At 66.6% G+C, this 26,859-nt stretch carries 19 protein-coding genes and 1 pseudogene; 11 read left to right on the top strand and 9 right to left on the bottom strand.

Annotated elements, in window-relative coordinates; translation table 11 throughout:
• The first annotated feature begins 6 nt into the window (after window positions 1–6).
• From pepP to PSEK12I1_RS0100085, 3 genes are read left to right on the top strand one after another with little or no spacing between them, the layout of a single operon-like run.
• A complete protein-coding gene (gene pepP, locus PSEK12I1_RS0100095; RefSeq protein WP_027600323.1) occupies window positions 7–1,356 on the top strand; it encodes a Xaa-Pro aminopeptidase in 1,350 nt (449 codons plus the stop codon).
• Window positions 1,343–2,524 (top strand): 2-octaprenyl-6-methoxyphenyl hydroxylase, encoded by a 1,182-nt coding sequence (gene ubiH, locus PSEK12I1_RS0100090; protein WP_027600322.1) that lies wholly within the window; start codon window positions 1,343–1,345, stop codon window positions 2,522–2,524. Before pepP ends, ubiH begins: the two co-directional genes overlap by 14 nt.
• 19 nt (window positions 2,525–2,543) lie before the next feature.
• The gene (locus PSEK12I1_RS0100085; RefSeq protein WP_027600321.1) at window positions 2,544–3,773 is read left to right on the top strand and encodes a 2-octaprenyl-3-methyl-6-methoxy-1,4-benzoquinol hydroxylase; all 1,230 of its coding nucleotides are present in this window, start codon (window positions 2,544–2,546) and stop codon (window positions 3,771–3,773) included.
• A 5-nt stretch (window positions 3,774–3,778) separates the two neighbouring features.
• Here PSEK12I1_RS0100085 and cysQ read toward each other — a convergent pair whose 3' ends face one another.
• Window positions 3,779–4,621 carry a 3'(2'),5'-bisphosphate nucleotidase CysQ gene (gene cysQ, locus PSEK12I1_RS0100080; RefSeq protein ID WP_037006529.1) on the bottom strand — a complete coding sequence of 281 codons (843 nt, stop codon included), beginning with the start codon at window positions 4,619–4,621 and terminating at the stop codon, window positions 3,779–3,781.
• Window positions 4,618–5,184 carry an ADP compounds hydrolase NudE gene (gene nudE / locus PSEK12I1_RS0100075; protein ID WP_027598200.1) on the bottom strand — a complete coding sequence of 189 codons (567 nt, stop codon included), beginning with the start codon at window positions 5,182–5,184 and terminating at the stop codon, window positions 4,618–4,620. The genes cysQ and nudE overlap by 4 nt, the downstream gene beginning before the upstream one ends.
• Window positions 5,185–5,247: 63 nt before the next feature.
• On the opposite strand from nudE, the gene yrfG reads away from it, so the two are divergent.
• The 4 genes from yrfG (at window position 5,248) to PSEK12I1_RS0100055 (ending at window position 10,129) form a co-directional block, all read left to right on the top strand.
• Window positions 5,248–5,907, top strand: coding sequence for a GMP/IMP nucleotidase (gene yrfG, locus PSEK12I1_RS0100070; RefSeq protein WP_027600319.1), 660 nt, complete (start codon window positions 5,248–5,250; stop codon window positions 5,905–5,907).
• Window positions 5,908–5,984: 77 nt separating this feature from the next.
• Window positions 5,985–6,878 carry a LysR family transcriptional regulator gene (locus tag PSEK12I1_RS0100065; RefSeq protein WP_007161326.1) on the top strand — a complete coding sequence of 298 codons (894 nt, stop codon included), beginning with the start codon at window positions 5,985–5,987 and terminating at the stop codon, window positions 6,876–6,878.
• Between the two features lie 94 nt (window positions 6,879–6,972).
• Complete coding sequence (gene fdhD / locus PSEK12I1_RS0100060; RefSeq protein WP_027600318.1) at window positions 6,973–7,788, top strand: formate dehydrogenase accessory sulfurtransferase FdhD; 816 nt, start codon at window positions 6,973–6,975, stop codon at window positions 7,786–7,788.
• A gap of 16 nt (window positions 7,789–7,804) precedes the next feature.
• The gene (locus tag PSEK12I1_RS0100055) at window positions 7,805–10,129 is read left to right on the top strand and encodes an FdhF/YdeP family oxidoreductase (protein ID WP_037006527.1); all 2,325 of its coding nucleotides are present in this window, start codon (window positions 7,805–7,807) and stop codon (window positions 10,127–10,129) included.
• Window positions 10,130–10,186: 57 nt separating this feature from the next.
• Here PSEK12I1_RS0100055 and PSEK12I1_RS0100050 read toward each other — a convergent pair whose 3' ends face one another.
• The 3 genes from PSEK12I1_RS0100050 to PSEK12I1_RS0100040 are packed head-to-tail and all read right to left on the bottom strand — an operon-like array spanning window position 10,187 to window position 13,395.
• Window positions 10,187–10,588, bottom strand: coding sequence for a hypothetical protein (locus PSEK12I1_RS0100050; RefSeq protein ID WP_027600316.1), 402 nt, complete (start codon window positions 10,586–10,588; stop codon window positions 10,187–10,189).
• Window positions 10,589–10,599: 11 nt separating this feature from the next.
• On the bottom strand, window positions 10,600–11,721 hold the full coding sequence (locus PSEK12I1_RS23400) for a hypothetical protein (protein ID WP_051399180.1): 1,122 nt from the start codon (window positions 11,719–11,721) through the stop codon (window positions 10,600–10,602).
• A gap of 51 nt (window positions 11,722–11,772) precedes the next feature.
• Window positions 11,773–13,395 (bottom strand): methyl-accepting chemotaxis protein, encoded by a 1,623-nt coding sequence (locus PSEK12I1_RS0100040; protein WP_027600315.1) that lies wholly within the window; start codon window positions 13,393–13,395, stop codon window positions 11,773–11,775.
• A 259-nt stretch (window positions 13,396–13,654) separates the two neighbouring features.
• On the opposite strand from PSEK12I1_RS0100040, the gene PSEK12I1_RS0100035 reads away from it, so the two are divergent.
• The gene (locus tag PSEK12I1_RS0100035; RefSeq protein WP_027600314.1) at window positions 13,655–14,209 is read left to right on the top strand and encodes a nucleotidyltransferase family protein; all 555 of its coding nucleotides are present in this window, start codon (window positions 13,655–13,657) and stop codon (window positions 14,207–14,209) included.
• A 128-nt stretch (window positions 14,210–14,337) separates the two neighbouring features.
• On the opposite strand, the gene PSEK12I1_RS25125 is transcribed toward PSEK12I1_RS0100035, so the two are convergent.
• Both PSEK12I1_RS25125 and PSEK12I1_RS25120 read right to left on the bottom strand, forming a co-directional pair.
• Window positions 14,338–15,078: a methyl-accepting chemotaxis protein gene (locus tag PSEK12I1_RS25125; RefSeq protein WP_371099471.1), complete on the bottom strand. Its 741-nt coding sequence runs from the start codon at window positions 15,076–15,078 to the stop codon at window positions 14,338–14,340.
• A gap of 117 nt (window positions 15,079–15,195) precedes the next feature.
• Window positions 15,196–16,200, bottom strand: a pseudogene (locus PSEK12I1_RS25120) (HAMP domain-containing protein); the annotation flags it as partial.
• A 494-nt stretch (window positions 16,201–16,694) separates the two neighbouring features.
• On the opposite strand from PSEK12I1_RS25120, the gene PSEK12I1_RS0100025 reads away from it, so the two are divergent.
• Window positions 16,695–17,687: an LLM class oxidoreductase gene (locus PSEK12I1_RS0100025; protein WP_027600312.1), complete on the top strand. Its 993-nt coding sequence runs from the start codon at window positions 16,695–16,697 to the stop codon at window positions 17,685–17,687.
• Window positions 17,688–17,954: 267 nt separating this feature from the next.
• Window positions 17,955–21,923 (top strand): trifunctional transcriptional regulator/proline dehydrogenase/L-glutamate gamma-semialdehyde dehydrogenase, encoded by a 3,969-nt coding sequence (gene putA, locus PSEK12I1_RS0100020; RefSeq protein WP_027600311.1) that lies wholly within the window; start codon window positions 17,955–17,957, stop codon window positions 21,921–21,923.
• Window positions 21,924–22,187: 264 nt separating this feature from the next.
• Here the strand turns inward: putA and PSEK12I1_RS0100015 are convergent, their stop codons facing one another.
• Together PSEK12I1_RS0100015 and PSEK12I1_RS0100010 are read right to left on the bottom strand one after the other, a co-directional pair.
• Window positions 22,188–24,536, bottom strand: a complete 2,349-nt coding sequence (locus PSEK12I1_RS0100015) for an FdhF/YdeP family oxidoreductase (protein ID WP_222932059.1) — start codon at window positions 24,534–24,536, stop codon at window positions 22,188–22,190.
• 76 nt (window positions 24,537–24,612) lie between these two features.
• Entirely contained in the window at window positions 24,613–25,080 is a 468-nt protein-coding gene (locus PSEK12I1_RS0100010) for a tRNA (cytidine(34)-2'-O)-methyltransferase (RefSeq protein ID WP_007161318.1), read from the bottom strand.
• Between the two features lie 72 nt (window positions 25,081–25,152).
• Between PSEK12I1_RS0100010 and PSEK12I1_RS0100005 the strand changes: the two genes are divergently transcribed.
• Window positions 25,153–25,710 (top strand): hypothetical protein, encoded by a 558-nt coding sequence (locus PSEK12I1_RS0100005; protein WP_027598208.1) that lies wholly within the window; start codon window positions 25,153–25,155, stop codon window positions 25,708–25,710.
• The last annotated feature ends 1,149 nt before the right edge of the window (window positions 25,711–26,859 follow it).

Genomic DNA, 26,859 nt, shown 5'->3' with positions numbered 1-26,859 from the left:
GCGGCCATGCCGCGGATCCACAAGGCCGAATTCGCCCGTCGCCGCCGCGCCCTGATGGCCGAGATCGGCCACGGCGGCATCGCCCTGCTGCCCGCCGCTCCGGTGTGCCTGCGCAATCGCGACATCGAACAACCCTATCGCCAGGACAGCGATTTCCAGTACCTCACCGGCTTTCCCGAACCCGAAGCCCTGGCCGTGCTGATTCCCGGCCGGGCCCACGGTGAATACCTGCTGTTCTGTCGCGAGCGGGACGCGGAGCTGGAGCGCTGGGAGGGCCGGCGCGCCGGTCAGGAAGGGGCACTGGCCGACTATGGCGCCGACGATGCCTTTCCCATCGGCGACCTGGACGACATCCTGCCTGGGCTGCTGGAGGGGCGTGAGCGGGTCTACTACGCCATGGGCGCCCATCCGGAATTCGAGCGGCAACTGCTCAACTGGATCGAACTGATCCGCGCCAAGGCCGACCAGGGCGCCTCGCCGCCGCGGGAGCTGCTGGCGCTGGATACCCTGTTGCACGACAGCCGGCTGTACAAGTCGGCCGCCGAGGTGCGTCTGCTCAAGGCCGCCGCCGAGCTGACCTGCGCCGCCCACCTGCGCGCTATCCAGGCCTGCCGACCGGGGCTGCGCGAGTATCACCTGGAGGCGGAGCTGGACTACTGCTTCCGCCAGGGCGGTGCCCGGCTGGCGGCCTATGGCTCCATCGTCGCCGCCGGGGCCAATGCCTGCGTCATGCACTACCAGGCCAACGATGCCCCTCTGCGCGACGGCGACCTGGTGCTGATCGATGCCGGGTGCGAGCTGGAGTGCTATGCCAGCGACGTGACCCGCACCTTTCCGGTGAATGGCCGCTTCTCGCCGGAGCAGCGGCAGCTGTACGACATCGTGCTGGCCGCCAACCAGGCCGCCATCGCCTGCGTCGCGCCCGGACGGCACTGGAACGAACCCCACGAAGCCACGGTCAGGGTGATCACCGAGGGGCTGCTCGCCCTGGGGCTGCTGCAGGGCGAGCTGGATGCGCTGATCGAGGCCGGCGCCTGTCGCCAGTTCTACATGCACCGCGCCGGTCACTGGCTGGGGCTGGATGTCCACGACGTCGGCGAATACCGCATCGGCGATCAGTGGCGGATGCTGGAGCCGGGCATGGTGCTGACCGTGGAGCCCGGACTCTACATCCCGGTGGAGGCCGAGGTGCCGCGCAAATGGCGCGGCCTGGGCATCCGCATCGAAGACGAGGTGCTGGTGACGCGCAGTGGTTGCGAGGTGCTGACCGCCGGCCTGCCCAAGGCGGCCGCGGAGATCGAAGGCTTGATGGCGGCCGCGCGCGACCGCCGGGAGAACGCTCATGCAACGTCCTGATATCGCCATCATCGGTGGCGGCCTGGTGGGCGCCAGTCTGGCCCGGGCCCTGCAGGCCGGCGCCAAGGCGCGCGGCTGGCGCATCCTGCTGGTGGAGCCCTTCGCCCCTGGCGACACCTATCAGCCCAGCTACGATGCCCGCTCCTCGGCGCTCTCCTATGGCTCGCGGCTGATCTACCAGCGCCTCGGTGTCTGGGACGCCCTGGCCGAGCATGCCGAGGCGATCCGCGAGATCCAGGTCTCCGACCAGGGCCGCTTCGGCGTGACCCAGCTGCTCGCCCGCGACGAGAACCTGCCAGCGCTGGGCTATGTGGTGGAGAACGCCTGGATCGGCCAGGTGCTCTGGCAGGCGCTGGATCGCGAGGTGGTGGAATGGCGCTGCCCGGCCGAGGTACGCACGCTCACCGCCGTTGCCGACGGCTATCGCCTGGAGCTGGAGGATGGCGACATCCTCGAATGCGGCCTGGCGGTACTGGCCGACGGCGGCCGCTCGGCGCTGCGCGAGTCCCTCGGCATCGAGGTGCGGCGGACGGTCTATGAGCAGACCGCGCTGATCGCCAACGTCTCGACCAATCTCGGCCATGGCGGGCGCGCCTTCGAGCGCTTCACGCCCCACGGCCCCCTGGCGCTGCTGCCCCTGCCGGGCCAGCGCAGCGCCCTGGTCTGGACCCAGCCGGACGGCGAGGCCCTGCGACTGCAACAGGCGCCCGCTGCCGTCTTTCTCGCCGAATTGCAGCAGGCGGTGGGCTATCGCCTCGGCAGCTTCACCCAGGTCGGCACCCGCCATGCCTATCCGCTGACCCTGCTGGAGGCCAACGAACAGGTCCGCCCGCACCTGGTGGTCCTGGGCAATGCCGCCCACAGCCTGCACCCCATCGCCGGCCAGGGCTTCAACCTGTCCCTGCGCGATGTCGACAGTCTGGCCGAGTGCCTGCTGGAGAGCGCCGCGGCGCCCGGCGACTTCGCCACCCTGCAGGACTATCTGCAGCGCCAGCGTTTGGACCAGCAGCTGACCATCGGCTTTTCCGATCGCATCACCCGGCTGTTTTCCAACAGCCGGCCCTGGCTCAGTGCCGGGCGCAACCTGGGCCTGGTCGGCCTGGAGCTGTGCCCGCCGGCCAAGAGTGCCTTCGCCCGCCAGGCCATGGGCCTGGGTACCCGTCCCTGACCTGCGAGGAGAAACGAGCATGCTGACCCATGCGGATCTGGTGATCGTCGGTGCCGGCATGGTCGGCAGCGCCCTGGCCCTGGCCCTGGCCGACAGCGGCCTGTCAGTGGTGCTGCTCGACCGCGGCCCGCTCACCCCCGGCGCGGTCGAGAGCGACCTGCCCTTCGAGCCCCGGGTCAGCGCCCTGTCGCTGGCCAGCCAGCGCATCCTGCAGCGCCTGGGCGCCTGGGACGGCATCCTGGCGCGCCGTGTCAGTCCCTACCAGGCGATGCACGTCTGGGACGGCTCCGGCACCGGCGCCGTGCATTTCGATGCCGCCAGCGTGCACGCCGAGGTGCTCGGCCACATCGTCGAGAACCGCGTGGTGCAGGATGCCCTGCTCGAAAGCCTGGCCGAGGCCAACGTCCTGCTCCTGCCCGAGGCGCGCCTGGAATTGCTGCGTCGCTCCGGCGATCAGTGGCTGGTGCAACTCGCCGGCGACCGCCAGATCCGCGCGCCGCTGGTGGTGGCTGCCGATGGCGCCACCTCCGCCGTGCGCCGTCTGGCCGGGCTGGAAACCCGCGAGTGGGACTATCTGCACCATGCCATCGTCACCAGCGTGCGCTGCGCCGAATCGCACCAGCGCACCGCCTGGCAAAGATTTACCGACGACGGCCCGCTGGCCTTCCTGCCGCTGGACCGCGGTGGCGACACCCGCTGGTGCTCCATCGTCTGGTCCTGCACGCCCAAGCAGGGCGAGCGGCTGATGGCCCTGGACGACGCGGCCTTCTGCCAGGCCCTGGGCGAAGCCTTCGAGCAGCGCCTGGGCAAGGTGGAGTGTAGCGACACACGGCTGTGCATCCCGCTGCGCCAGCGCCATGCCAAGCGCTATGTGGAACCCGGTCTGGCCCTGATCGGCGATGCCGCCCACGTCATCCACCCGCTGGCCGGGCAGGGCGTCAACCTGGGCTTTCTCGACGCCGCGGTGCTGGCCGAGGAACTGCGCCATGCCCAGGCCCGCGGCGAATCCATCGCCGAGCAGCGGGTGCTGGAGCGCTACGAGCGCCGCCGCATGCCGCACAACCTGGCGATGATGGCGGCGATGGAAGGCTTCCAGCGGCTGTTCCAGGACGACCGCCTGCCGCTGCGCTGGCTGCGCAACGCCGCGCTCAAGCAGGTCGATCGCCATTTCGAAGCCAAGGCCCTGTTCGTGCGCCGCGCCCTGGGCCTGTCCGGCGATGTGCCGGAGTTGGCCAAGGTGGTGGCCTAGCGGCCTCAGGCGTCGCCCAGGGCTCCGGCCAGCTCCAGCACCTGCTGCCGCCAGGTGGCCTCGCGGGGCAGGGCGAGGAAGTGCGGATTGAGAAAGGACTCGCGCATCTCGTAGGTGAGGGGCTGGCCGTCCAGGGTCAGGACCTCGCCGCCGGCGCCTTCCAGCACGCCCTGGGCGGCGGCGGTGTCCCACTGGGAGGTGGGGGCGAGCCGGGGATAGAAGTCGGCCAGGCCTTCGGCCAGGAGGCAGAACTTGAGCGAGCTGCCGACGCTGACCAGCTTGGGTTCGCCCAGGGTGGTGCCCAGTTCTTCCAGCAGGCGCTGCTGCGCCGGACTGCCGTGGCGGCGGCTGGCGACCACGGTGAAGGCTTCTTCCGGTTGGGTGCGCACGCCGATCTCGACGCCGTCCTCGCCCTGGATACGGAAGGCGCCCAGTTCGCGGCCGCCGCTAAAGCAGACGTCCCGGGTGGGGATGCCGACCACGCCGAAGATCACCTGGCCGCGTTCGACCAGGGCCACGTTGACGGTGAATTCCTCGCTGCCATCGATGAATTCCTTGGTGCCGTCCAGGGGGTCGACCACCCACCAGACGTCCCAGGCGCTACGCGCCGCGAAGGGGATGTCACAGGCTTCTTCCGACAGCACCGGCACGTCCGGGGTCAGGCGCGCCAGGCCTTCGGCCAGCACCCGGTGGGCGGCGAGGTCGGCGGCGGTCACCGGCGAGTCGTCGCTCTTCTGCCGCACCGCCACGCCCTGGCGCCAATGGGGCAGGATGGCCGCGCCGGCCTGGCGCACCAGGTCGACGACGTTGAGCACCAGCGGAGCGGTAATGGAAACGGGCGCCATCATGCCGGCAGTTCTCCGCGTTGGGTGAGCAGGTCGCGCACCAGGTAGAGGGCGGCCAGGGCGCGGCCTTCGGAAAAGCGCGGATTCTGCACCAGCTGCGACAGCTCGCGCAGGTCGACGCTGCTGACTTCGAGGGGCTCGGGTTCGTCGCCCGGCAGGCGCTCGGGATAGAGGTCGCGGGCCAGCACCACATGGATGCGCTGACTCATGTAGCCTGGGCTCAGCGACAGGGCGGTGAGGTATTCCAGCTGGCGCGCGCCAAAGCCGGCTTCTTCCTTGAGTTCGCGATTGGCGGCGTCGAGGATCTCTTCGCCCGGCTCCACCAGGCCCTTGGGCAGCGACAGTTCGTAGTCTTCCACGCCGCCGCAGTATTCCTCGATGAGCAGGGCGTGGGTGGCGTCCTGCAGCGCCACCACCATCACCGCGCCATGACCGGTGCCCTTGTTGGCCAGGCGCTCATAGGTGCGTTCCTCGCCGTTGGCGAAGCGCAACTGCATCTCCTCGACGGTGAACAGACGGCTCTTGGCCACGATCTGTCGGGCGAGAACAGTGGGTTTCTGGCGCATGGACGGCTCCTGGGCTGGGCGGACGGGTATGATAACCCGCCTGTTACATGATCCGGAGTCACCATGACCCCTCTCGACTGGAGCCGTATCGATACCGTGTTGCTGGACATGGACGGCACCCTGCTCGATCTGCATTTCGACAACCATTTCTGGCTGGAGTACCTGCCGCAGCGCTATGCCGAGCGCCACGGCCAGTCCCTGGCGCTGGCCAAGGCCGAGCTGGAGCCGCTGTTTCGTAGCCACCAGGGCAAGCTGACCTGGTACTGCCTGGACTTCTGGAGCGCCGAGCTGGGCTTTTCCATGCGCGAACTCAAGGAGGAGATCGCCCACCTGATCGCCCTGCGGCCGGACGCCGACACCTTTCTCGCCGCCCTGCAACGCGCCGGCAAGCGGGTGGCGCTGATCACCAACGCCCACCGCGATTCCCTGTCGCTGAAGCTGGAGCGCATCGAGCTGGCGCCCTATTTCGACCGGCTGATCAGCTCCCACGACTACGGCTTCCCCAAGGAAGAACAGCAGTTCTGGCACGCCCTGCAGGCCGACTTCGCCTTCGATCCGGCGCGTACCCTGTTCATCGACGACAACCTGCCGATCCTGCGCAGCGCCCGCGACTATGGCGTCGCCCACCTGCTGGCGATCCACGAGCCGGACAGCCGGCGCGGTCCCAAGGACAGCGAGGAGTTCGAGGCGGTGCGGGATTATCGCGAGCTGCTGCCGCAGTGAGGACTGCCGCAGTCCTGGCGACCCTCACCCCGGCCCTCTCCCAGGGGGAGAGGGGGCAGAGCGCCCGGAGGTAATAAGTGGATATCAAGCAACTCCGCTTTCTCATCGCCCTGGACGAGACGCGTCACTTCGGCCAGGCGGCGGCGCGCTGCCACGTCACCCAGCCGACCCTGTCCATGCGCCTGCGTGGCCTGGAAGACGAGCTGGGGGTGGAGCTGGTGCGTCGCGGGCAGCGCTTCGAGGGATTCACCGAGGCGGGGCAGCGCATCCTCGCCTGGGCGCGCACCCTGATGGCCGCCCATGACGGTCTCTATGCCGAGGCCCAGGCCTTCCAGGGGCAACTGGTGGGCACCCTGAGGGTCGGCCTGGTGCCGCTGGCCAGCTTCGATCCCATGCCGCTGCTGCAGCACCTGCGCCTGCTGCACCCCAAGCTGCATTTCCAGCTGCAGGTGCTCAGCACCGAGCGCATCCTCGAAGCCGTGGCCAGCAATCGCCTGGAGCTGGGCATCTCCTACCTGGAACACCTCGATCCGGCGCGCTTCGACAGCCTGACCCTGACCGAGACGCGCATGGGCCTGCTCTATGACGAGCGCCATTTCAGCTTCGACCAGGCCGCGCTGGACTGGCAGGCGGTGGCCGGCTTGCCGCTCGGCCTGCTCACCGGCGCCATGCATTTTCGCCAGTCGGTGGACCACGGCTTTCGCAGCCTGGGGTTGACGCCACAGCCGGTGCTGGAGACCGACGCCGTCTATCTGCTCTTGCAGGCGGTCAATGCCGGTCTCTGCTGCGCCGTGGTGCCCCTGGCCGGCGGTTTCGATCGGCTCACCCCCCATGCGCGGCTGATCCCCATCGCCACGGCCCGTACCCTGGCGCCCCTGGGGCTGCTCATTCGTCGGACCGAACCCCGACTGGCGGTCGCCGATGCCTGTTTCCAGGCAGTCAAGGCGCTCTATGCCGAGAGTGATAGATAGCGTTTATCAAGGCATCGGTCATAGCGATTAGACGCCCCGGGATGTGCTGGTTAATCTTTGATCTGTGTCAAACCGCCGCAGGTCGTTTTCGCCCATGTCCCAGGATTCGCCAGACCTCGTTGCCGCGCCCCCCGCCGGCTATGCCTTCGCCGAGCTGGAGCAGCCTGCCGTGCGCGGCGAACAGCCGCTGGCCGAGGAGGTGGCGCTGGCCATCGCCTACAACGGCATCAGCCATGCGGTGATGATGGCGACGCCGGCCGACGTCGAAGACTACGTGGTCGGTTTCAGTCTCAGCGCCGGTATCGTCGATGCCATCGACGACATCTATGGCATCCAGGTGCGGCGCGTCGGCGAAGCCCTCAATGTCGACGTCGAGATCAGCAGCCGCACCTTCTGGGCGCTCAAGCAGCAGCGCCGCCAGCTGGCCGGCACCAGTGGCTGCGGCCTGTGCGGGGTCGAGGCCCTGGAACAGGCGCTGCCGCAGCTGGATCGCCTGCGCAAGGTGCCGCTGCCACCGGCCGCCCACCTGCACGACCTACGCCAGCGCATCGATGCCGCCCAGGACCTGGGCCAGCGCAGCGGCGCGGTGCACGCCGCGCTGTTCATCGACGGCCAGGGCGAACTGACCCTGTGCCGCGAGGACATCGGTCGCCACAACGCCCTGGACAAGCTGATCGGCGCCCTGTTGCGCCAGCGCCAGCCGGTGCGCGAGGGCTGCGTGGTGGTCACCAGCCGTTGCAGCCTCGAACTCATCCACAAGGCGGTGCGGGCCGGACTCGCCACCCTCATCACCCTGTCGGCGCCTACCGGGCTGGCCGTGGAGTGGGCGCGCCGTCATCGTCTCAATCTGATCCATCTGCCACACCGGTCGCTGCCGCGGGTCTATGCCCCGGCGCCGGTGGCCCCTTGATCCCACGGGAATCGCCATGAACAAACCTCAGCAGTCCTTCAAACCCTATCAAGGCCCCGCCGCCGGCTGGGGCGCCCTGAAGAGCGTGGTGCACTTCTGGCTCGACAGCGGCAACGCCTTCAAGAATCTGCGGACCCTGCTCAAGACCAACCAGGACCATGGCTTCGATTGCCCCGGCTGCGCCTGGGGCGAGGCCCCGGAAAACGGCCTGGTGAAGTTCTGCGAGAACGGCGCCAAGGCGGTCAACTGGGAAGCCACCAAGCGCCGCGTCGATGCCGCCTTCTTCGCTCGCCACAGCGTGACCTCGCTGCTGGAGCAGAGCGACTACTGGCTCGAATACCAGGGCCGGCTGACCGAGCCGCTGCGCTATGACGCGGCCACCGATCGCTATGTGCCCATCGCCTGGGACGCCGCCTTCGCGCTGATCGCCAAGGAGCTCAAGGCCCTGGCCAGTCCCGACGAAGCCGAGTTCTACACCTCGGGGCGCGCCAGCAACGAGGCGGCCTTCCTCTATCAGCTGTTCGTGCGCGCCTATGGCACCAACAACTTCCCCGACTGCTCGAACATGTGCCACGAGGCCAGCGGCGTCGGCCTGGGCCGCAGCATCGGCGTCGGCAAGGGCACCGTGACCTATCACGACCTGGACGAGGCGGATGCCATCTTCGTCATCGGCCAGAACCCCGGCACCAACCACCCGCGCATGATCGAGACCCTGCGCAACGCGGTGAAGCGCGGTGCCCAGGTGGTCTGCTTCAACCCGCTCAAGGAGCGGGGCCTGGAGCGCTTCCAGCACCCGCAAAGTCCGCTGGAGATGCTGACCAACGACTCGCGGCCGACCAACACCGCCTACTTCCGTCCGGCCCTGGGCGGTGACATGGCGGCGCTGCGCGGCATCGCCAAGTACCTCCTGCAGTGGGAGCGCGAAGCCGCTGCCAAGGGCGCCAAGCGCGTCTTCGACCACGATTTCATCGCCGCCCACACCCTGGGCATGGACGACTACCTGGCTCAGGTCGACGCCACCTCCTGGGAGCTGATCGAGCGCCAGTCGGGCTTGTCGCTGCACGAGATCGAACAGGCCGCGCGCATGTATGCCCGCGCCGAGAAGGTCATCATCTGCTGGGCCATGGGCATCACCCAGCACCGCCATTCGGTGGCCACGGTGCAGGAGATCGCCAACCTGCAGCTGCTCTGCGGCCACATCGGCCGGCCCGGCGCCGGCCTCTGCCCGGTGCGCGGCCACAGCAACGTCCAGGGCGACCGCACCATGGGCATCGACGAGAAGGCCCCGGCCTGGCTCAGCGACGCCCTGGCCAAGCGCTTCGCCTTCGAGCCGCCACGCAATCGTGGTCACAACACCGTGGAAGCCATCGCCGCCATGGAGCAGGGCAAGGCCAAGGTGTTCATCGGCCTCGGCGGCAACTTCGCCCAGGCGACCCCGGACACCCCGCGCACCCACAGGGCGCTGCGCCAGTGCGACCTGACCGTGCATATCGCCACCAAGCTCAACCGCAGCCACCTGGTGACCGGTCGCCAGGCGCTGATCCTGCCCTGCCTGGGCCGCACCGAGATGGACGTGCAGAGGGGTGGCAAGCAGGCGATCACCGTGGAAGACAGCTTCAGCATGGTGCACGCCTCGGCCGGTATCCTGCGGCCGCTGTCGACGCAGATGAAGTCCGAGCCGGCCATCGTCGCCGGCCTGGCCAAGGCCACCCTGGGCAACCATCCGGTGGACTGGGACTGGCTGATCGAGGATTACGACCGCATCCGCGACCTGATCGCCGACGTCATTCCCGGCTTCCAGGACTTCAACGCGCGTCTCGCCGCACCCGGCGGTTTCTACCTGGGCAACAAGGCCGGACGCCGGGAGTGGAACACCCCCACCGGCAAGGCCAACTTCGCGGCCAATGCGCTGTTGCATGACCTCTTGCCGGATGCGGTCCGGCGCCAGGGCATCAAGCCCGACCTGATCTTGCAGACCATGAGATCCCACGACCAGTACAACACCACCATCTACAGCCTCGACGACCGCTATCGCGGCGTGAAGGGCCAGCGCGACGTGGTCTTCGTCAACCAGGCCGATCTGGATCGCCTGGGCGTGGCCGCCGGCGAGAAGGTGGATCTGGTCGCCCTGTGGGACGACGGCCTCGAACGCCGGGTCCGCGGCTTCACTGCGCTGCCGTTCGACATCCCGGTCGGCCAGGCAGCCGGCTACTACCCGGAGACCAATCCGCTGGTGCCCCTGGAAAGCTACGGCGAGGGCAGCTTCACGCCCACCTCCAAGTTCGTCGCCATCAAGGTCGAGAAGGCCAGCGCCGGCAACCGCATCGCCTCGGTGGCCTGAGGCCGGTGTAGAAATGAAAAAAGCCGTCGAGAGACGGCTTTTTTCATGGTGCGGCCATCACTGCAGGGTGAAGAGGACCTTTACCTTGTCGGTGACCGCGGCCTTGTCCACGTAGCCGATGGCGTCGGCCTCGCCGGCCACCTGGGCGACCACAGCGGCGTCGCCGGCCACGCTGGGCAGCGGTTGGCCCTTGCCGGTGAACACCAGGCCCGACCAGTAGGACTTCAGCTGGGCTTCGTTCTTGTTGGCGACCTTGGCATAGAAGGTTTCCTTGGTGGCCGACCAGTCCTTCTGGTCGACGCCCTTCAGCGACTTGTCCTTGCCGAGGAAGATGTTGGCCACTTCATCCTGGCCGGGTGTCTTGGCAGCGGCCGGATTGACGATCACGGCGACTTCGGCGTGGACCAGGCTGACGCTGAACAGTAGGGCGGCGCCGGTGAGCAGGCGGAGAGAACTCATGGGCGGATTCCTTAGAAGATGAAGTCGAGGCCGATGCTGATGATGTCGCCGTCGAAGTTGCGGGCCGGCGCGCCGAAGCGGCCGCCACTGCGGTCGTAGACGGCATTGGCGATGCTCTCGTTGTCGGTCTTGACGAAGGTGCCGTTGTAGCCGCCGGTGGTGTCGACGCGCTTGTATTCGCTCTTGAGCACCAGGCTGGGGGTGATGTTGTAGTTCAGGCCGTAGGTCCAGGAGCTCTGGCGACCGGCGCGTTCCTCGTCCAGCTGGGCGTAGGTCACATGGGCCAGGAAGTCACCGAAGCGGCGACCGGCCATCAGGTAGAAGGCGTTGCTGCTGCCCTGGTTGTCACCCTCGATGACGCGGCGGGTCCATTCGTTGCTGGTCAGCCAGGTGCCGTTGTCGTACTGGTAGCCGAGCGAGGTGAACTTGCCCTTCTGGTCGTCCAGGGTCAGCAACGGATAGTGCAGGTCGATGCTGGACTCGGTGTAGGCCAGGCGCACGGTGCCGTACTCGTTGGTCGCCAGGCTGACGTTGGCGGCGGCGATGCGCTTGTAGTCGATGTCGTAGAGGTCATCGTTGACGAAGTAGTTGCGATTGACCGCCTGGCCCCCGCTCACCTGGAGGTTCAGGGTGCCGAAGGCGACCGGCAGACTCCAGAGGGCATCGGCGCCTTCGTAGTTGGAGACCTGCACCTGGCTGTAGACCTCGTCGGGCAGGCGCAGCCAGGGGTAGGTGATACCCACGTCCAGGGTCTCGGAATACATGAACACCGGCGTACGCAGGCGGCCGGCGCGGAAGGTCAGGTTGTCGGTGGCGTGGAAGGCCAGGTAGGCCCATTCCAGGTTGGCCTTCCACTGGTCCTGCTCGGCCTTGGCGGTGACCTGCACGGTGGCGTCCAGCTTGTCGGTCAGGCCGTACTGGAACTGGCCGCCCAGCTTGCTCAGCTGATCGCCGCGCCAGTGGTCGTTGGTCTGGCCATTGATGCCGAAGCTGCGGCCGTCGTCTTCACCGCCCAGGTGGGTGATGCCGGCGGTGCCGAAGCCGTTGAAGCGATAGTCACCCTGATCGAGGGCGAGCGCGGATCCCGCGCAGGTGAGGGCCGCGCCGAAGGCGAGCAGACGTGCAAAAGCCATGGAAGTGCTCCTAGAGGTTTCTCGGTATAGGGAAAGGCGGTAGAGGGATAGCTAGATGCGGAAGCGCGAGGTCGCCTGCCGGAGATCGGTGTCGACCACCACCAGCTGCTCGCCCATGCGGGCGGTGGCGGTGGTGCTGTCCGCGCTGGACTGGGTATCGCTCTGCAGGCGGCGGGTGTCGCTGCTGATCGAATCGGAAAGGCTCAGCTGCTCGCCGGTGAGCAGGGCGATCTGAGCGTTGTAGTCGTTGATCCGCGCCACGGCCTGGGCGATGCCTTCGAGCATGGCAGTGGCGGCCTGGGAGCTGCTGGCGCTGACCTGCGCCTGGGTATGGCTGCCCTGCATGGCCTGCAGCACGCGCTGGGCGTTGCCCTGCAGGCGTTCGATGATCTGCTGGATCTCGGCGGTGGAGCGCGCGGTCTTCTGCGCCAGATTGCGCACCTCGTCGGCCACCACGGCAAAGCCGCGGCCCTGTTCACCGGCGCGCGCGGCCTCGATGGCGGCGTTGAGCGCCAGCAGATTGGTCTGCTCGGCGATGGACTTGATCACGTCCAGCACCAGCCCGACCTGGCGGGTTTCCTGTTCCAGTTGCTGCATGGACTCGGCCGACTGGCGCACGCTGTCGTCCAGTTCACCCATGTTGCGCGACAGCTGGCCGATGCTGGTACGGGCGGCGGCGGACTGCTCGGCCGCGGCGGCGGCCTGGTCGGCGGCCTCGCGCGAGCGGTCGGCCACCTCGTGCAGGTTGGTGTTCATGGTCTGGATGTCCCGACCGATGGACTCGGTATGACCCTGCTGGGAACGGGCGTTGTTCTCCACCGTCTGGGTGAGGCGATAGAGCTCGCCGGACACCTGCCCCAGCGGATGGGCGGCGTCGACGATGGCCTTGATGGTGCCCTGCAACTGATCGAGAAAGATGTTGAACAGCGCGGTCATCTGGCCGATCTCGTCCCGCGAACCGACCTGCAGGCGGCGGGTGAGGTCACCGTCGCCCTCGGCGATGGCGCGCAGCGAGGCGATCACCTCGCGCACGCTGCCGAGCACGCTGCGGATGGTCAGCACGGCGGCGCCGGCCAGGATCACCACCAGCAGCAGACTCAGCCAGATGCCGACCCGAGTGGTGTCGGCATTCTGGTCGCGAGCCTGGGCCAGGGTCTGCTGGAAGTCGGTATAGGCATGGCTGCGCAGGGTGGTGCCCAGCTGCTGGGCGGCGGCGAGATCCGTGGCCATGCGGTCCAGGTTGGGTCGCAGGGAGTCGAAGGAGCCGCTGCCCTTGATCAGCTGCTCGGAGGCGCCCAGGGCATTGTCCGCATAGCGATGGATGCCCTGGCGCCAGCCGGATATCTCGTCGTTGCGCGCCGAGGTCTGACGGGTGAGGTCGGCCATTTCCTGCAGGCGGTGGTCGATGTCATCGACCACCTTGCGCGCCTCGCCCAGGGTTTCCAGCTCACTGGCGGTCACCGCGCTGTTGAACAGGCCGGGCAAACGGGAAAACTGAAAGAGTACGGCGTCAGCCTTTTCCAGCAGCGGATAGCTGTGATTTTCCAGCTGGTCGAGGCGTTGATCGTTGCCAGCCAGCTGGGCCGAGGTGTAGGCCACGTAGAGCAGCAGGCCCAGCAGAGCGGCAGCGGGCAGCAGCGACAGCTTGAGCGTCAGCGACAGGTTACGGAACATCTACACCTCGGAAAGCTTGGGCAGTAGCGAGCAGCGAGGTGCGGCGCCCTCTTTTCAGCGAGGGCTGCCAGGGGTCATGTCCTGACCGGTCACCACGTCCTGTTGGCCTCGCAAACGTGATCAAGCGAAGCCGTCACATTTTCGACATCTGTTTGTAAAACTTAAGAGGGCCAAAGGTTATTGCGATTATTGGCGATGGACGTTGCGAAAGCGGGTGTAGACGGTCATCTTCGGGATTTTCCGACTCTGTAGCCGTGCCATGACCCCAGAGTTCTCCCAGATAGCGTCCTGGTTGAAGGCTGACGCCGAGCGTCTGCGCCTGCTGCGCGTCCTCGCCGACCTGCATCTGCCCGACGCCTGGCTGGCCGCGGGCTTCGTACGCAACCTGGTGTGGGATCGACTGCATGGCCACGCCGAGTCGACGCCGCTGGCGGATCTGGATGTCATCTATTTCGACGCGACTGACTGCCGGCCCGAGCGGGACAGGGAAATCGAAGCGCTGTTGGCGGCGCGGGCGCCGGGTTGGCCTTGGTCGGTACGCAATCAAGCCGCCATGCACCTGCGCAATGACGATGCGCGTTATGGCGATAGCCTGGACGCCATGCGTTTTTGGGTCGAGGTCGAGTCTGCCCTGGCCGCGCGCCTGACCGCCGAGGGCGAGCTCGAAGTGGTCAGCCCCTTCGCCCAGGAAGGGCTCTTCGCCCTGCATCTCACGCCCAATCCCTGGCGTCCACGACCCGAAGCCTTTCGCCAGAGACTCGCGACCAAGGGCTGGCTGGAGCGTTGGCCGCGGTTGCGTATTCAGACCGCTTGAGGAGGGGCTCCCGCGGGTATGGGTCAGGCGCGTCGCCCGTGGCCTTCCGGCAACGCGGCCCGATCGAGTTCGAAGCCTTGCGGCCGGGGTGCGGCCAGGCGATTCCCGAGCATCGCCTGGCCCGGGTCTCAGACCCTGAAGCGCGACGTCAGGTCTTGCAGCTGCAGGCTCAGGTTGGCCAGTTCGGTGCTGGAGCCGGCGGTTTTCTCGGTGGCGGCGGCGGTCTGGTCGGCCACTTCGTGGACCTTGACCACGCTGCGGCTGATGTTTTCACTGGCCGCACTCTGTTGCTCGACCGCGGTGGCGATCTGCTCGTTCATGGCCTCGATCTCGCTCACCGCACTGCTGACGCTGCCCAGCACCACGCCTGCCTGGCGGGTCAGGTCGACGCTTTCGCCGGTCAGTTCGATATTGCGGTCGAGGGCGGCGCTCATCTTGTCGGTGCTGCCGTGCAGTCGGGTGATGAGGCTGGCGATCTCGTCGGTGGAGGTGCGCGTACGCTGCGCCAGGCCGCGCACCTCGTCGGCGACCACGGCGAAGCCACGTCCGGCTTCACCGGCGCGAGCGGCCTCGATGGCGGCGTTGAGCGCCAGCAGATTGGTCTGCTCGGCGACCGCCTTGATCACGTCCAGCACGCCGCCGATGCGGTCGGCATCCTGCCTGAGCAACTCCATGGTGGCCTGGGTGCTGTCCACTTCCTGGGCCAGGCTCTGAATCTGAGTGGCGACCTGGTTGACCATCTCGTCACCCTCCCGGGTCTTGAGCGTGGCCTCGCGGGCGGTGGTCGACGCCTGTTCGGCATTGCGCGCCACCTCGTTGATGGTGGCGCTCATCTGCTGCATGGCGGTGGCGATCTGCTCGGTCTCCATCTTCTGCGCCGAGGCGCCAGCGCGCGTCTGCTCGGTGACGGCGGAGAGTTCTTCGGCGGCACTGGCGACCTGGATGACGCCGTCCTTCTGCTCGCGGATCAGGTCGCTCAGATTGACGATCATGCGCTGCATGGCCGCCTGCAACTGGCCGATCTCGTCCTTGCGCGCTGCCTCGATCTGCACGGTCAGGTCGCCCGCAGCGAGCTGTTCCACGGTCACCAGGGTCTGGCGCAGCGGCGTCACGATGGAGCGGGTGATGACCCAGGCCGCGACCAGGCTGAGCAGTACCGCCAGCAGCAGCCCGCCAAAGAGCATCAGCTTGGCTTCGCGGATATCGTCGAGGCGGAACTGGCTCTGTAGCTGCTTCATCTCGTCGGAGGTCTTGAGCAACATCTGGATATGCTGGTAGAGCCCCTGATTGACGTCCTGGTACGCCTTCTGGACGCTGAACAGCTGCTGGACCTGACGCTGGTACTGGTCGAGAAGTCCTGGCAGCTGCTGCAGTTCCGGGGTCGGAGGCAAGGTCTTGAGCACGTCACCGGTCTTGGTCAGGGACGCCAGCAAGGCTTCCTGTTGTGGCCCGGCGGACTTGAGCACATAGAGGTGCAAGTGGATCCGCAGTTGCTGCAGCGCCGCCAGCAGGGAGGGCAGCTGGGCGCTGGCTTGATCGCGCTCACGATCCAGGGCGCTGGATGCCTCCTGCAATCGCTGGTCCATCATGTCGCCCGTATCGCGAATGTCCTGGATCGCGGTGGTGCGATCCTGGGTCACCTTGAGCGCCTGCTGATAGATATCGCGGTATTCCCTGAGGGTCTGTTCGGTACGGGCCAGTAGTGCTGTGCTTTCCGGACGTTTGAACAGTGGACGGACATTCTCTAGTTGCTGTTCGAGGGCATCGATGCCGCCTTTCCAGCGAGCGGCCTGGTCGGCTTCCGGCATGAGGGCGAAATCCTTGCGGGCATTGCGCATGTCGCGGGCGAGTAGACCGATTTGGGTGAACTGTTCGATCAGGTTGCCGCGTCGGCCCAGGGCCTGGATGCCGTCCCAGCCGGCATAGGCGATAGCCAGGGACAGAATGATCAGGATGGTAAAGCCGGAAAACAGCTTCGTACGAACACTCATGTTGCTCATCTTCATGGGGCTATTTCCAATGTTCGGCGGAAAGTTCCGGAGTTTGAGAGGGGCGGAGGGCGTCGGATTCTAGCCGAGGGTAATGTGAAAAAGTTAGGTGTTTACAATCTTTAAATAATGGTAAGTCTAATTCTTATATATCAATATCAAGAGTGATTTCGTTTCCAGGCATTCGCTGTTATCGCTATTGATATATATAGAATTTTTAGTCGAAATTTGGCCTTGGACAATCCGTGTTAGTTGAGGGATTGCTTTTTATTAGTCTGGCTTTAGAGATATGACCAAAAGGCAGGAGCAGAGGCCCTGGCCTGTATCCGGAGAGAAGGGGATTTGGCGGGACGGTTCTTCGCTGGCGGCCAGCGGCTCCCGCTCGCGCAGACGGCGATGAACACCTTCGCCGCTCTCATCGACTGTCCGGCGAACCCTGGAATGCCGCTAGACTCCATAGAAGGTCATTCGCTTTCCCTCTCCGGCAAGGAATCCCCATGTCCACCACGGAGCGTCGCCGCGCCTTTCTTCAGCATCCGGGCTTTTCGCGGCTGTTCGCACCCGGGCGCCTGACCCTAGGCTTTCTGCTGCCACTGGAGGGCTATCCCGACGATCCCATGCCGACCCTGCGCGACCACGCCCGCCTGGCGCGGCTGGCCGACCAACTGGGCTTCGCGGCGCTCTGGGCGCGCGACGTGCCCTTCTACGATCCCGGCTTCAACGATGCCGGCCAGGTGTTCGAGCCCTTCACCTATCTCGGCTATCTGGCGGGCATCACCCAGCACCTGACCCTGGCCACTGGCAGCGCCGTCATCACCCTGCGCCATCCGCTGCACCTGGCCAAGATGGCGGCTTCGGTCGACCAGTTGAGCGATGGCCGGCTGGTGCTGGGGGTGGCCTCCGGCGATCGCCCGGTGGAATACCCGGCCTTTGGCCTGGAGAGTGAATTCGAGCGGCGGGGCGAGCGCTTTCGCGATGCCTTCGAGATGTTTCGCCTGGCCGGCGAGACTAATTTCCCGCTGGGGGCCTTTCGCCGCTTCGGCGATCTGCAGGGGCTGGCCGATCTGGTGCCCAAACCCGTGCATGGGCGCATTCCGGCGCTGGTCACCGGGCGCAGTCGGCAAACAGTGGACTGGATCGCCGCCAAGGCCGATGGCTGGTTCTATTACTTCGTACCGGCCGAACATGTTCCGGCGCTGACGCGGGTCTGGCGCGAGGCGCTGGACGAGATCGGCGGGCGCGAGCTGTTCAAGCCCTTCGCCCAGGGGCTGTTCTTCGAGCTGGCCAGCGATCCGGCCCAGCCGCCTCGGCCCATCCATGCCGGCTTGTCCTGCGGGCGGCGGGCGTTGGTGGACTACCTTGGTCAATTGCAGGAAGCCGGCGTCAATCACCTGGCCCTCAACCTGCGCCCCTCACGGCGTCCGGCCAGCGAAGTGGTCCAGGAACTGGGCGAATTCGTGCTCCCGCACTTTCCTTCCCTGCAGCCGTAGCGATCGTCGCGGTGTGGCGCCAGGTAACACTTGTCTGGCTAACGATTCCCGGCCGTCGTCACCTGGGCAGGCGATTCCCCTGTGGTAGGGGTTCAACCGGGTCGCACCCCTTGGCCTGATCTCTGCATAACCTTCCGTTCTGTTACCTAGCTTTTGGTGCAACCGGATCGACGGTAGAACCTTGCGGGTTGCACTTGGTTGCACTTTTCTTTCGAGCGGCGCTAAGCTGCGCCGAATTTCGACGCCTTCTTGCTTGAGGACCTGCGCATGGCCACTACCACCACCCTGGGCGTAAAGCTCGACGAAGCCACCCGCGATCGCCTCAAGGAAGCGGCGCGCCGTATCGATCGGACGCCCCACTGGCTGATCAAGCAGGCCATCTATACCTATCTGGAAACCCTGGAAAGCGGCGCGACCCTGGCCGATCTGCAGGGCATCGCCCAGCGTCTGGCCGAGGGCGACAACGAAGCCGTCGAGGCGCTGGCCGATCCGGTCTACCAGCCCTTCCTGGAATTCGCCGAAAGCATCCTGCCGCAATCGGTACTGCGCTCGGCCATCACCGCGGCGTATCGTCGGCCGGAAGAAGAGCTGCTGCCGCTATTGCTGGAGCAGGCGCGCCTGCCGGCGGCCCAGGCCAAGGCCACCCATGAACTGGCTCACCGCATCGCCGAGAAGCTGCGTAATGCCAAGGGTGCAACCGGGCGCTCCGGAATGGTGCAGAGTCTGCTCCGTGAATTCTCGCTGTCGTCCCAGGAAGGCGTTGCCCTGATGTGCCTGGCCGAAGCCCTGCTGCGCATCCCCGACAAGGGCACCCGCGATGCGCTGATCCGCGACAAGATCAGCACCGGCAACTGGCAGCCGCACCTGGGCAACAGCCCCTCGCTGTTCGTCAACGCCGCCACCTGGGGCCTGCTGCTGACCGGCCGCCTGGTCTCGACCCACAACGAGGCCGGCCTCACCAGTTCGCTCAATCGCCTCATCGGCAAGAGCGGCGAGCCGGTGATCCGCAAGGGCGTGGACATGGCCATGCGCCTGATGGGCGAGCAGTTCGTCACCGGCGAGACCATCGCCGAAGCCCTGGCCAACGCCAGCAAGTTCGAGGCGAAGGGCTTCCGCTACAGCTACGACATGCTCGGCGAAGCCGCCCTGACCGAGGCCGATGCCCGCCGCTACCTTGCCTCCTACGAGCAGGCCATCCACTCCATCGGCAAGGCCTCCCATGGCCGTGGCATCTACGAGGGCCCGGGCATCTCCATCAAGCTCTCGGCACTGCATCCGCGCTACAGCCGCGCCCAGTACGACCGGGTGATGAGCGAGCTCTATCCGCGCCTGCTGGAACTGACCCTGCTGGCCAAGCGCTACGACATCGGCCTGAACATCGACGCCGAGGAAGCCGATCGCCTGGAGATCTCCCTGGATCTCCTGGAGCGCCTGTCCTTCGAACCGCAACTGGCCGGCTGGAACGGCATCGGCTTCGTCATCCAGGCCTACCAGAAGCGCTGCCCGCTGGTGATCGACTACCTGATCGACCTGGCTCGGCGCAGCCGTCGGCGTCTGATGATCCGCCTGGTCAAGGGCGCCTACTGGGACAGCGAGATCAAGCGCGCCCAGGTGGAAGGCCTGGAGGGCTATCCGGTCTATACCCGCAAGGTCTACACCGACGTGGCCTACCTGGCCTGCGCCCGCAAGCTCCTGGCGGCGCCGGAATCCATCTACCCGCAATTCGCCACCCACAACGCCCACACCCTGGCCGCCATCTACCAGCTCGGCGGGCAGAACTACTACCCCGGCCAGTACGAATTCCAGTGCCTGCACGGCATGGGCGAGCCGCTGTACGAGCAGGTGGTGGGCAGCGTCAAAGACGGCAAGCTGGCGCGGCCGTGCCGCATCTATGCCCCGGTGGGCACCCACGAGACGCTGCTGGCCTACCTGGTCCGCCGCCTGCTGGAAAACGGCGCCAACACCTCCTTCGTCAACCGCATCGCCGACCATTCCATCTCCCTCGACGAGCTGGTGGCCGATCCGGTGGTGCAGATCGAGCAGCAGTCCACCAATGAAGGCGCCATCGGCCTGCCGCATCCGCGCATTCCCCATCCCAGCGCCCTGTACGGCGCCGAGCGTTGCAATTCCAGCGGTCTGGACCTGTCCAGCGAACACCGTCTGGGTTCGTTGTCCGCGGCCCTGCTGGCCAGTGGCAACACCGCCTGGGAAGCCCGCCCGCTGCTGGGTCGCGCCAGCGAGCCGTCGATTGCGCAACCGGTGCTCAATCCGACCGATCGCCGCGATCGCGTCGGTCAGGTCAGCAACGCCACCCGCGCCGATGTCGACATCGCCCTGGAAGAAGCCCTGGCCGCCGCACCCATCTGGCAATCCACGCCGCCCGAGCAGCGCGCCGCCGCCCTGGATCGCGCCGCCGAATTGATGGAGGCGCAGATCCAGCCGCTGATGGGCCTGCTGGTGCGCGAGGCCGGCAAGACCTACGCCAATGCCATCGCGGAGGTGCGCGAGGCGGTGGACTTCCTGCGCTACTACGCCGCCCTGGTGCGCCGTGACTTCGCCAACGACAGCCACCGCCCGCTGGGCCCGGTGGTCTGCATCAGCCCCTGGAACTTCCCCTTGGCCATCTTCAGCGGCCAGATCGCCGCGGCCCTGGCCGCCGGCAACACCGTGCTGGCCAAGCCGGCCGAGCAGACCCCGCTGATCGCCGCCCAGGCCGTGCGTATCCTGCTGGAAGCCGGCATCCCCGAAGGCGTGCTGCAACTGCTGCCGGGCGAGGGCTCCACCATCGGCGCTGCCCTGGTCAACGATGTGCGGGTCAAGGGCGTGATGTTCACCGGCTCCACCGAGGTGGCGCAGATCCTGGCGCGCAACATCGCCGGACGCCTGGACGCCCAGGGCCGGCCGATCCCGCTGATCGCCGAGACCGGTGGCCAGAACGCCATGATCGTCGACTCCTCGGCCCTGGCCGAGCAGGTGGTGGCCGACGTGGTCGCCTCCGCCTTCGACAGCGCCGGTCAGCGCTGCTCGGCCCTGCGCGTGCTCTGCGTGCAGGACGACGTGGCCGATCGCGTGCTGGAAATGCTCAAGGGCGCCATGGCCGAATGCCGCCTGGGCAATCCGGAGAATCTGGCCATCGACATCGGCCCGGTGATCGACGGCGAGGCCAAGGCCACCATCGACAAGCACATCCAGACCCTGCGCGGTAAGGGTCGCCGGGTGCACCAAGGCGGGCGCGTGGAAGGCGATGCCATCCACCGCGGGACCTTCGTCATGCCCACCCTGATCGAGCTGGAGAGCCTGGCGGAACTGGGTCGCGAGGTCTTCGGTCCGGTGCTGCACGTGGTGCGCTATGGCCGCAAGGACCTGGACAAGGTCATCGACCAGATCAACGCCACCGGCTACGGCCTGACCTTCGGCGTGCATACCCGCATCGACGAGACCATCGCCAAGGTGGTGGAGCGCGCCCATGCCGGCAACCTCTACGTCAACCGCAACATGGTCGGCGCGGTGGTCGGGGTGCAGCCCTTCGGCGGCGAAGGCCTCTCGGGCACCGGCCCCAAGGCCGGTGGCCCGCTGTATCTATATCGCCTGCTCAGCACCCGTCCCGATGGCGACCCCGCGGTGGCCCTGGCCAAGGGCAGCACCGGCGAGACCGAATGGCAGGTGCGCGATGCCCTGCGCCAGCAGGCCGGCAATCCGCTGGGCGCCCTGCACGACTGGGCCAAGCAACAGGGCCTGGGCGAGCTGGAGCAGGCCTGCCTGAGATTCGCCGAGGAATCCCTGAGCGGCTTGACCCGCCTGCTACCGGGTCCGACCGGCGAGCGCAACAGCTACAGCCTGCTGCCGCGCAGCCGGGTACTGTGCCTGGCGGCCGACGAAAGCGATCTGCTGCTGCAACTGGCGGCGGTCATGGCGGTGGGCAGCACGGCCCTGATCGAGGACGCCCACAAGACGACGCTGACGCGCCTGCCGCAAGCCGTGCGCGCGCGGGTTCAGGTGGCGGCCGACTGGCGCAAGGACGAGGTCGCCTTCGAGGCGGTCCTGCACCACGGCGATTCCGATCAGCTGCGCCAGGTCTGCCAGCAGGTGGCCAAGCGCAATGGTCCCATCGTCGGCGTCCAGGGCCTGGCCCGCGGCGAGACCGCCATTCCGCTGGAGCGCCTGCTCATCGAGCGCGCCCTTAGCGTGAATACCGCAGCGGCGGGTGGTAATGCGAGTCTGATGACGATTGGCTGATTGGCTGATTGGCTGATTGGCTGATTGGCTGTTGGGCTTCGACGGTGGAGCCGTCTCAACCCAACCTACGGACGCGCGTCGCGGTTCCCCCTCTCCCTCCGGGAGAGGGTTGGGGTGAGGGCGAGGTGCGTGGGATAGGCCCAGGGCTGTTGGGCTTCGACGGTGGAGCCGTCTTGACCCAACCTACGAATGCACGTCCGTAGGTTGGGTTGAGCGCAGCGAAGCCCAGCAGGCAGACTTGCTGTCTGGCTCCGATAGCAGAACCTAATACAGCGCCCCATACCCCTCCGGTTCCACCGGAAAGCTGCCATCGTTGGCGGCGATCAGTTTGTTCAGGCGTACCGGGATGGCCTTGGCAGCTGGCACCTTGCTGCCTTCGGCGTGGTGCCAGAGCGGGATCAGGGCGTTGCATTCGGGGTAGTAGCCGCCACAGGCCCCTTCCGGAATGTTGTAGGGCGTGACGCGCAGCGGACCCACCTCACGGCGCACGCCATCGTCGGCCACCGTCGACACCTGCACCTTGTCGCCTTCGGCCAGGCCCAGGCGTTCGATGTCGTTGCGATTCATCAGCAGCACCGCACGGGTGCCTTTCACGCCGCGAAAGCGATCGTGATAGCCATAGATGGTGGTGTTGAACTGGTCGTTGCTGCGCAGCGTCATCAGGGTCAGGACGTCACGCCCGCGGGCGGGCATGTCCGGATCCTCTTCCAGGCTGCGCGGCACGATGAGATTGGCCTTGCCGGTGTCGGTCTTCCATTCACGCTTGGCCGCCGGCAGCGGGCGATGGAAACCGCCCACCTCCCACATCCGCGCATTGAAGTCGTGGAAGATCTCCGGGAAGGAGCGCGCGATCTCGTCGCGGATCAGCGCATAGTCGGCGACCCAGGCGTCCCAGGTGACTTGCGGGTTGTCGGGCAGGGTGGCTTTGGCCAGGCCGGCGACGATGGCCGGCTCGGACAACAGGTCGCCTTCGGGCGGCTCGGCCACGCCACGCCAGCCGTGGATGCAGCCGGTACTGTCCTCGGTGCTGTGGGCCTGTTCCACCCCATTCTGGCGATCGATTTCGGTACGCCCCAGGCAGGGCAGCAGATAGGTCTTGTCCGCCGGCACCAGATGATTGCGATTGAGCTTGGTGGCGATCTGCACCGACAGGCGCAGGGTGCGCCAGGCCGGCTCCATCAGGCTGGTCTCGGGAATGGCGCGCAGGAAGTTGCCGCCCAGGCTGATGAAGGCCTTCACCGAGCCGTCGAGGATGCCCTCGCAGGCTTCCACGGTATTGCGACCCTTGTCCTGTGGCGGGGCGAAGCCGAAGCGCTCGCCCAGCTGTTCGAGCGGCGCCAGCTCCGGCTTCTCGGTGATGCCCACGGTGCGCTGGCCCTGGACGTTGGAATGCCCGCGCACCGGGCAGATGCCGGCGCCGGGCTTGCCGATGTTGCCGCGCATGAGCAGCAGGTTGGTCAGCATCTGGATGGTTTCCACGCCATGGCGATGCTGGGTCAGCCCCATGCCATAGATGCCGATGACCTTCTGACAGCGACCATAGACGGCAGCGGCTGCTTCCAGAGCGCTGCGGGTCAGCCCCGACTGGCGCTCCAGCTGCGGCCATTCCTGGCGCTGCAACCACTCGCAGAAGTCGGCGAAGCCGTGGCAATGCTCGGCGATGAAGGCATGGTCGAGCACGGCCGGTTGGCCCTGTTCGCGCGCGAGATCATCGGCCGCCAGCAAGGCCTTGCACAGGCCGGCGAGGGCCGCGGTGTCGCCACCGGGCTTGAGCTGGTGGTACTGGGTGCTGATCTGGGTGGGCTGGTCGGTCAGCATTTCCACCGGCGACTGCGGATTGACGAAGGTTTCCAGACCGCGCTCGCGCAGGGGATTGAAGGTGATGATGGGCGCGCCGCGTTTGCGCGCCTCCTGCAGGTCATGCAGCATCCGTGGGCTGTTGCTGCCCGGATTCTGGCCAAAGAACAGCAGGCAGTCGGCCTGATCGAAGTCGTTCAGGGTCACGGTGCCCACGGTCACGCCAATGCTCTTGGGCAGGGCGACCGAGGTGCTCTCGTGGCACATGTTGGAACTGTCCGGCAGGTTGTTGGTGCCGTACAGGCGGGCATAGAGCTGATAGAGGTAGGAGGTTTCCAGCGCCGCACGACCCGAGGCGTAGAAGATTACCGAGTCCGGCGCCAGCGCCTTGAGTTCGGCGCCGATGTCGGCGAAGGCCTCGGCCCAGCTCACCGGACGATAGCGGTCGGTGGCGGCGTCGTAGCGCAGCGGATGGGTCAGCCGGCCAACCTCTTCCAGGTCATAGTCGCGCCAGCCACGCAGTTCGCTGAGCGAATGCTGGGCGAAGAATTCCGGTCCGCATCTCTTGCTGGTGACCTCCCAGGCAGTGGCCTTGGCGCCGTTCTCGCAGAATTCCAGCGGATGGGGCTTGCCCGGCTTGGCCCAGGCACAACTCACGCAGGCGAAGCCGCCGTGCTTGTTCTGCCGGGCCAGCAGCGCACCGGACTTGAGCGGCACCCGTTCACGCAGGACGATCTCGGTCACCGAGCGCGCCGAGCCCCAGCCACCGGAGGGCGCGTCATAGCGTTCAACCTTGGGTTTGCCGATCTTGCTCATGGTGCGCCTCACGTGACTGTCTGGCGATGTGCCTGTAGGTCATGGGACGACGCGTCTGGCGGGAAGGTTCTGGTGGTCAGCCAGGCGGTGCGGCGAAGCCCAGTTGGCGCCAGCCTTCGTAGACCGCCACGGCCACGGTATTGGACAGATTGAGGCTGCGGCGATTGGGCAGCATCGGCAGGCGCAGCCGCTGTTCGGGCGGCAGCGACTCCAGCACCTCGGCCGGCAGCCCGCGACTTTCCGGACCGAACAGCAGGGCATCGCCCGGCGCATAGGCGATCTCGGTGAAGGGATGGCTGGCCTTGGTGGTGAAGGCCAGCAGTCGGGGCGGCTGCAAATCTGCTATACAGGCCGCGAGGCTGGCATGGGTCCGCACGCTGGACCACTCGTGGTAGTCCAAGCCGGCGCGACGCAGTTTCTTGTCGTCCAGCGCAAAGCCCAGCGGCTCGATCAGATGCAGGCGGCAGCCGGTAATGGCGCACAGGCGAATGACGTTGCCGGTATTGGGCGGAATTTCCGGTTGGTAGAGGATGATGTCGAACATGAAGGGCAGGGCGCCTGGCAAAGCGCCTATGGTACTGCGCCGCCGTCGCGCCGTCGCGAGCGGGGTAGGACGATGAACCTCTGGCGCCGGCTGGTCGACTGGCTGCTGCGCGAACAGCGCGCCCGCCGGGACGAACTGGCGCGGGTGGAAGATCCCGATCTGCTCAAGGCCGAATGGCGCGGCCAGCGCCAGCGCCTGATCCTCTGGCTGGCCTCGGCGGCCCTCGGCGCCGGGCTGTTCGGCATGATCCTCGGCCAGCTGGTGTACCAGCGCACCCATCCCGATCCCTGGTCGGCCGAGGCCCGCCGCCCGGTCATCCTGGGGGTGGAGGCTCATCAGGAGGCGGGGCGCTTCGAATTGCTGATCACCGCCGACCGCTCGCTGTTCTACGAACGCTATCGCCCCGATGGCGCCCTCAGCCTGCGCCTGCCCCGCGCTCGCTGGGACGGCGGCGAACGCCAGGGTCGGGTGGCGCGGCCGGGCGGCAGCTTTTCCTGGACCGTGCGCCAGGATGGCCAGGACCTGAAGGTGCTGCTGGTCGGTGTGGGTGGTGCCTTGCAGGCCAGCGACCGCATCGTCGAAGCCGGCGAGGATTGGGTGCTCCACGTCGAGGTCCCGCTGACACCCTGAAATGCCCCGTTATCAGGCAAAAGGCCGCTGCTTTGCACCAGAGCGGAACGGGGTGCGGAGCCGGATTGTTTTGAAGCTTAGTCCTCCTTTGTCGACCCCTGCGTCCTTGCTGAGGAGGAAAAGCGCTCTAGCTTGCGGCTTTCCACTTTTCGCACACGAAAAAAAGAGGCCATCACACTGGGTGATGGCCTCGGGAAGAAAAGAGGGGATTCCCCAGCCTGCCTGTACCGAGGTCCCCAAAAGGGTAGTTACCTAGGATATTGCAGGAGGTGTGCCAAGTTTTTGGGTTGGGTGATTTGGGGGGATTTGTAGGTTGGGTTGAGCGCTAGCGAAGCCCAACGTTTCGGTCCTGCAGGCTCGGCTTTCTTGGTGCCATAGTCGCTCATCGAATTCTGCTGATGTTTCTTGTTTCGCCCCCTCGGGCGAGTCACTTTTGCCAGTCGCGGCTGCGCGCCCCGGACAAAAGTAACCAAAAACGCTTGCCCCGGTCATCCGGCCTTCCGCTGCGCTGCGGGTGCGCTCACGCCAGCGCCGTTCCGGGGTCGGTCCAGATGGCCCATTGGACCTCTCGCCGCATCCATGCGGCTCGACCCACTCCACGACACTGGCGTTCGCCCTGCTGAACGGGGCGATTCGCCAGCCTGAAAGTTTTGGTTGAAGAGCCCGTAGCGTGGACAACGGCGAAGCCTTGTCCACGAAGCTAGCAACGCGCACCAGTGGAAAACGCTGCGCGGTTTTCCACGCTACAAATCCTATGAACACCGAAGTCTCAGGCTAGCGCCCCGTCCCCGTCAGTGAGGCCGCGTTCCGGTGTCGTGGCGGGGGTTGCGAGGCAGGACGCCGAGCAAGGCGCGAGGGGCAGGAAGCCCCTTCGTGCCATGCCCCTGCCACGGCGCCGGAGCGAGGGAAACGTAGCGAAGCGGAGTAACAGCCGTAGGCTGGCCCGAAGGGTGAGCGAAGCGAATCACCCGGAGCGCAGCGGAGGGCCGAAACGTGGGGTGTGCTTTCTTTTGCTTACTTTCTTTGCGCCGGGCGGCGATCCGCAAGCAAAGAAAAGTGAGTCGCCGGCCAGGCGAAACAAGGGCCATCAGCAAAACACGATAATCAGCTAGGGCACCCATACGCACAACGTGCACAGTTGAAGCCCCG

Origin of the sequence: Pseudomonas sp. MOIL14HWK12:I1, from assembly GCF_000510705.1 — a bacterium.
Classification (GTDB): domain Bacteria; phylum Pseudomonadota; class Gammaproteobacteria; order Pseudomonadales; family Pseudomonadaceae; genus Chryseomonas; species Chryseomonas oryzihabitans.
Note: the sequence above shows the minus strand (reverse complement) of the source record. Positions and strands in the feature narration are given on the sequence as shown.